General features: G+C 71.5%; 5 protein-coding genes. 3 read left to right on the top strand and 2 right to left on the bottom strand.

Going from position 1 to position 5,801, the window contains the following annotated elements:
* Positions 1–466 precede the first annotated feature (466 nt).
* Together ACE3T5_RS20940 and ACE3T5_RS20935 are read right to left on the bottom strand one after the other, a co-directional pair.
* On the bottom strand, positions 467–1,249 hold the full coding sequence (locus ACE3T5_RS20940) for a YwqG family protein (protein WP_374670049.1): 783 nt from the start codon (positions 1,247–1,249) through the stop codon (positions 467–469).
* A 258-nt stretch (positions 1,250–1,507) separates the two neighbouring features.
* Positions 1,508–2,989 carry a PLP-dependent aminotransferase family protein gene (locus tag ACE3T5_RS20935; protein ID WP_374670048.1) on the bottom strand — a complete coding sequence of 494 codons (1,482 nt, stop codon included), beginning with the start codon at positions 2,987–2,989 and terminating at the stop codon, positions 1,508–1,510.
* A gap of 96 nt (positions 2,990–3,085) precedes the next feature.
* Between ACE3T5_RS20935 and ACE3T5_RS20930 the strand changes: the two genes are divergently transcribed.
* The 3 genes from ACE3T5_RS20930 to ACE3T5_RS20920 are packed head-to-tail and all read left to right on the top strand — an operon-like array spanning position 3,086 to position 5,556.
* A complete protein-coding gene (locus tag ACE3T5_RS20930; protein ID WP_374670047.1) occupies positions 3,086–3,541 on the top strand; it encodes an N-acetyltransferase family protein in 456 nt (151 codons plus the stop codon).
* Between the two features lie 49 nt (positions 3,542–3,590).
* Positions 3,591–4,352 (top strand): type II CAAX prenyl endopeptidase Rce1 family protein, encoded by a 762-nt coding sequence (locus tag ACE3T5_RS20925; RefSeq protein ID WP_374670046.1) that lies wholly within the window; start codon positions 3,591–3,593, stop codon positions 4,350–4,352.
* A 58-nt stretch (positions 4,353–4,410) separates the two neighbouring features.
* A complete protein-coding gene (locus ACE3T5_RS20920; protein ID WP_374670045.1) occupies positions 4,411–5,556 on the top strand; it encodes a hypothetical protein in 1,146 nt (381 codons plus the stop codon).
* The last annotated feature ends 245 nt before the right edge of the window (positions 5,557–5,801 follow it).

The raw sequence follows: 5,801 nt of genomic DNA, 5'->3' as shown, positions 1-5,801 counted from the left end.
CAAGACTGCGAGATTGCTCCACCCATAACGCATCAACCCCAGTTTCGGTTAACACCGGACGCGTCAGAACAGCAACTTTTCACCCGCAGGGTGAAGGCCTACGCTGGGGAGGTCACGGATCCAGGTGGACGATAGAGCCCCAAAGGAGTGCGCTGGCCAAGGCGTGGCGCAAACCGGCAGGAACATCCTTGCCGTCGAGCGCGGCCATGGTCCATTCTTCAATCTGCTCCGCCCTTGCGGCCATCGCAGAGAGCGCGTTGACATGAGCATCTGATCGCATGTGCTACCGACGGATTTCTTGCCAAGTATGCAGGGCTTGAGGTCCACTTCCGACCCAGAGCACCCGCAAGCGATGGACCATCCAGAACGCACCATGGCAGTTACCTTCCTTGGCGCAGATTCCCCCCTACACACCGCAGCCCCAAACCCACTGCCTCCCTCCGCTCGGCCCACGCCCCCCGCGCCTTCACCCACACTGCAAGATCGTCCACCCCCGATCAAACCGTCCACTGCGCGCGTCCTGCCCGCGGATCCAGAAGTACAGCAGGCCGCAATCTCCCCACATGGGCATGCCGGGCTCGTCGTCGTCGTCCAGCTGCAGCAGCAGGCGCCAGTCGGCGGCGCCGGGGGCCAGCTGCTGCGCGCGGGGGTCGTTCCAGCCTGTCTCGTCGCCCAGGTACAGGCCGTGCGTGACCAGCTGGCATTCCAGCTCCATCGCGTCGTTCTGCACGCAGTGGGGCAGGCCGCCCATCTGGTGGCGGGGCTTGCCGCCGTACACCTCGGCGCCCAGCGCCTCGAAAGCCTCCACGTCGTCGGGCTGGATCTCGAACCGTTCGCGGTGCGGACCGGGGGGTGACAGGATGCTGGCGAAGGTGATGGGCTGCGTGCCCAGATCGAAGTCACCCGGCCCGCCCTCGTCGGCCCGCGCGGGCTCGGCGAGATCCGGCACCTGCAAGACGCGCGCGCTGCCGGCGTCCTTCGGGTCGAAGCCCCTGGGCTCTTCTTCCGCGTCGTAGAAGAACAGGAGCGCGCCCTCGCGCGGCAGCCAGTCGATGGCCTGGGCGGCCTGCATCTCGGGCAGGGAAACCCGCGCCAGCAGCGTCAGCCTTCTGCCATCGTGTTCGGGCCATTCGACACCGGCAGGTAAGTTCGGCTGGCCGCCGAAGTGCGAGCGGGTGGGCTGCTTCGAGCGCCGGATGTGCACGGCGGGCCGGGCATGGTCCTGGATGATCCTGGCAATCGCCGTCATTCGGGCACCTCCTGGTGAGAAGGATAGCCCGCGCCAGACCGCTCCGTCGCATCCGTGGTGGGGTGGATAGTCCGAATGGCCTCCGTTCGGCAGAGCGTGTCGCCAGCGCAGGCGGGGCGATGCCCGATTCACCTCAAGCCTGCGTGCGCCGCGGCTTGAATGAGGCGCTCGTCCTTGGGGCAGGGGGCTTTCCCGGCGCGTTGTCCAGCCGGATGCGCGACATCGCGGGGGCCTGCTTGCAGGATCAAGCTTCGTTCATCACCCGGCGGGCAGCAGGGCCTGGCACAGCCGCCTCGCCTGCGGCGCCACCTCATCGAGGGCGACCAGGCCGATGCCCAGCAGCAACCCCTGCCGCCCCTGCCAGACCGGGCCGTGCGCCAGGCTCGACAAGGGCACGGCGTGCAGGCCCTGGCCGCGCAGGCGCTGTGCCGCCTCCACATCGCCGAGGCCGATCTGCAGCGCGGCGCACAGCTGCAGGCCGCCCGCCGCGCGCAAGGGAACGATGCGCCCGGCCCCCGACTGCCGCAGCGTGTCGTGGAGCAGGCCGAGCCGCGCCGCGTAGGCCGACCGCATGCGGTGGATGTGGCGGCGCAGGCCGCCATCGGCCATGAAGTCCGCCAGGGCCAGCTGCACGTGGATGGGCACGCCGACGCCCGCCGCGGAGGCCACGGTCTCTGCCAGCCGCGCGTAGGCGGGCGGAACGATCAGGTAGGCGCAGCGCAGGCCCGGCGCCAGCGTCTTGGAGAAGGTGCCGACATAGTGCACGCAGCCCTGGCGGTCCAGGCCCTGCAGGCTGGCGATGGGCTGGCCGTGGCTCTGGAACTCGCTGTCGTAGTCGTCCTCGATGATCGCCGCGCCGCTGGTCCGTGCGATCTCCAGGAGCGCCAGGCGCCGCTGCAGCGACAGCGTGGCGCCGGTCGGGTATTGATGCGACGGCGTCAGGTAGATCACGCGCGGCAGCTGGTGCGGGCCGGGCTCGGGCAGCAGACCCTCGGCGTCCACCGCTTTCGGCACGGCATGCAGCCCGTGCGCGCGCAGCAGGGTGCGCATGCCCGGATAGCCGGGGTCCTCGATCCACGCCGTGTCGCCCGGCCGCGCGCAGCAGCGCAGCACGATGTCGAACGCAGCCTGCGCCGAAGGCACGACGATCACCTGGTCGGCCCGCGCCGCCACGTGCCGCGTCTGCGCCACGTGGCGGATGATCTGCTCGCGCAGGGCGGGCACGCCCGTGCAGGCGGCATAGCTCAGGTCATGGCTGGCCGGCTGCCGGCTGCGGCGGCCCAGGTGCGTGGCCCACTCCCGCCCGGGAAAGGCGCGCAGGTCGGGCAGCCCGGGCCGGAACGCGCGCAGCGTCACGGCCATGGGCGGATCGTCCTGGACCCACAGCGGGGACGTCGCGTCGGCGGCCGGTGCGTGCGCACCGGCTGGCCCGGTCGTCGCTGGCGGGCGCAGCAGGTGCCCCGGCTCCAGGGCTGCCACACGCGTGGTGGCGCCCTGGCGCGCATCGAGGTAGCCCTCCACGCGCAGCTGCTCCAGCGCCTCCACCAGCGTGCTGCGCGACACCCGCAGCGCACGCGCGAGCATGCGGCTCGAGGGCACCGGGGCGCCGGGCGCCAGCCGCCCTTCGGCCACGGCATCGCGCAACTGCCGGTACAGCTGGGTACGCAGCGCCGGCCCGGCACGGTCGACGCGCCACACCGACGTGGCGAACAGCTCGGCCAACTGGTCTGCCCGATTCATGCGAAGTGGTCCTTTCAGGCCATCCAATCCTAGTCGATCATCGCGGCAGACCTTCCGCCCCCGCCGGGCCCGAACCTCTGCTTTCTGGAGTCCACCATGTCACTCGTCATCCGCGCCGCCACCCTGCAGGACGTCGATCAGGCCGTCCCCCTGTTCGATGCCTACCGCCAGTTCTACGGCCGGCCCTCCGACCTGCAGGCCTGCCACCGCTTCCTGTCGGCCCGCCTCGCGGCGGGTGAGTCCCATGTGCTGCTGGCAGGGCCTGAGCAGGGCGGCCCGGCCGTGGGCTTCGCACAGCTCTATCCCTCGTTCTCCTCCGTCCGGTGCAGGCCCACGCTGGTGCTGAACGACCTCTATGTCGCCGCGTCGGCCCGCGGGCTCGGCCTGGGCCGGCAGCTGCTGGATGCGGCGCGGGCACTGGCCCGCCGCACGGGCGCCGCCACCATCTCGCTGCAGACGGCGGCGGACAATCGGCAGGCACAGGGCCTCTACGAACGCTACGGCTTCGTCCGCGACGACCATTTCCTCACCTACCAGCTGGAGCTGCCATGAATCACTTGAGCGCTGCATTCCCACGCAGACGGCGCAGGTCGGCCCGCCCATGACTGCAATCGCCTTCCTCCACCGCTTCCTGCGCATCTGGGCCGTCGGCGTGGTCGGCGTGGCGGCGCTGCTGCTGCAGGCGCCTCCGGCTGCCCTGCTGGCCGCGGCGCCCCAGCTCGCCAGCTTGCCGGACTGGCAGGTCCGGCTGCTGCTGGCCCTGAACCCGTTCGTGCTGATGACGGTCATGGCGGCAGCCGGCACGGCGCTGGCGCATCGGGTCGGCCTGCGCAGCAGGCTGGCAGGCGATGGCGACGCGGTCATCGACCTTCGGCTCGCCGCCTTGGCGGGCACGCTGGTCGCGCTCGCGCTGCTCGGGCTGGATGCACTGCTGGCGCCGCATCTGGGCGCCCGCTGGGAGGCTTTCCTGCGCCAGGCGAATGCGCAGGCTGACGCGGCCAGCTGGCTGATCAGTGTGCTGTACGGCGGCCTGGCCGAGGAGGTGCTGGCGCGCTGGGGCGTCATGAGCCTGGTGATCGCGGCGGTCACCTGGCGCAGCGTGGCGGTGCCCGGGGGCGTGCCGCCCGCCGGGGCGGTGTGGCTGGGCATCGCCGTCTCGGCCGCGCTCTTCGCTGCGGGTCACCTGCCAGCCCTGGCGCAGGGGATCGGCCTGGATCCCGGCGTCGTGGCGCGCACGCTGGCGCTCAACATGCTGGCCGGGGTGGTCTATGGCTGGCTGTTCTGGCGGCGGGGCCTGGAGTGCGCGATGCTCGCCCACATCGTCACGCACCTGGTGCTCGGCACCAGCCGCCTCCTGGGCTGAGCGGCACGCGGCCGCGTGGCCCTGCTAAAGTGAGCATCGTTCGCCACGAGGAGGCTGCATGTCCACCGGGAAACCGGGCTCCCCCAGCGCCCAGGAAAAGGCGGCCCTCGAAGCCGCGCTCGACAAGCTGTCGCGACGCATCCGCGAGGTCAAGGCCTTCGGCCTGAGCGGTCTCACCGACCGATGGGATCCGCGGCTGGCCCTGCTGCAGAAGAAGATCAACGGCACGCTGGCCGACGTGTTCGGTGTCGGCTCGGCCGAGACCAAGAAGTTCATGTGCGGGCCGCTCGACGCCTCGCTGGACGATTCATTCGGTGACCGGTTCACCGCCAATGAACTCCGTGATGCGGTGGGCAAGGGCGTCGCCGGCGCCATCGACAAGCTCACTGCCGCGCGGCAACTGGTGACCGACCGGCTGGAAGGCCGGGAGCCGATGACGCTGGGTGGTGCGGCGCCGAAGGCGGCGCCCGCCCCGGCGCCGACGGCTGCCCCCACCCCTGCGCCCACGCCGGCACCGGAGCCTGAGCCTGAGCCTGAGCCTGAGCCGGAACCCGAACCGGAGCCTGAACCGGAACCCGAGCCGGAGCCGGAGCCGGAGCCGGAGCCGACACCGCCTCCTACGCCCGCGCCGACCCGTGCGCCAGCACCCGTCCCGACGGCGGCACCGACGCCGGCCCCGACCGCTCCCCCACCGCGGCCCGCGCCGCCGCCCCCGGCGCCCGCGCGCGTCGCCGCCCCCGCACCGGTACGCGCGGCCCCCGCGCCTGCCCCCACCTCACCGCCTTCGGAGTCACCTGCCATGCCAGCCCCCGGTACCCGCGTCGCCATCGTCTGCCACAGTGGTGAGGAGCCGCTGATGGCCACCTATGCGTTTGCCGAGTTGCTGGGGCTGGAGGCCGTGACGGCCGGCGATGCCGAAGGCAGCTTCATGGAGCGGCTGGAAGGCCTGCAGGGCGTGGACTTCGCCGTCATCCTGGTCGGCCCCGGCGTGGCGGCGGGCGGGCTGATGCTGGAGACCGGCTTCCTGCTGGCGGCGCCCGGGCCCTCACGCATGTGCCTGCTGGTGGCCGAAGGCGCGCAGGTCGGGCCGGAGTTGGCCGATCTGCCGCGCCATGCCATGGATGGGGGCGGGCTGTGGCGCCTGCTGCTGGCGCGCGAGATGCGCCGGGCGGGCATCGATGTGGATCTGAACCTGGCGATCTGACGCCGGCCCGGAAAGCGCCGTCGTCCCCGCGGAGGCGGGGACCCAGGAGGTGGTGGCTCGCTTGAACCTCCTGGATTCCCGCCTGCGCGGGAATGACGAGGGGCGGATTCCCGCCGTCGCGCACTGCTGTCCGGGATGTTTTGCGCTGAGCGCGGTAAGTCTTTGTCCGCAAACAACAACCAGGCACTTTGGGGGGCGGCCGACTCGAACAGCACTGTATGAGCAGGTGCCGCGCGGGTGCTGGA

Source organism: Ramlibacter sp. (assembly GCF_041916345.1).
Classification (GTDB): Bacteria; Pseudomonadota; Gammaproteobacteria; order Burkholderiales; family Burkholderiaceae_C; genus Ramlibacter.
This window is presented reverse-complemented; position numbering and strand designations above follow the sequence as displayed.

Bases quoted from the DNA above. Each gene is read 5' to 3' on its own strand.
- ACE3T5_RS20925 (WP_374670046.1), top strand. From the start codon at position 3,591: ATGACTGCAATCGCCTTCCTCCACCGCTTCCTGCGCATCTGGGCCGTC.
- ACE3T5_RS20940 (WP_374670049.1), bottom strand. From the start codon at position 1,249: ATGACGGCGATTGCCAGGATCATCCAGGACCATGCCCGGCCCGCCGTG.
- ACE3T5_RS20920 (WP_374670045.1), top strand. From the start codon at position 4,411: ATGTCCACCGGGAAACCGGGCTCCCCCAGCGCCCAGGAAAAGGCGGCC.
- ACE3T5_RS20935 (WP_374670048.1), bottom strand. From the start codon at position 2,989: ATGAATCGGGCAGACCAGTTGGCCGAGCTGTTCGCCACGTCGGTGTGG.
- ACE3T5_RS20930 (WP_374670047.1), top strand. From the start codon at position 3,086: ATGTCACTCGTCATCCGCGCCGCCACCCTGCAGGACGTCGATCAGGCC.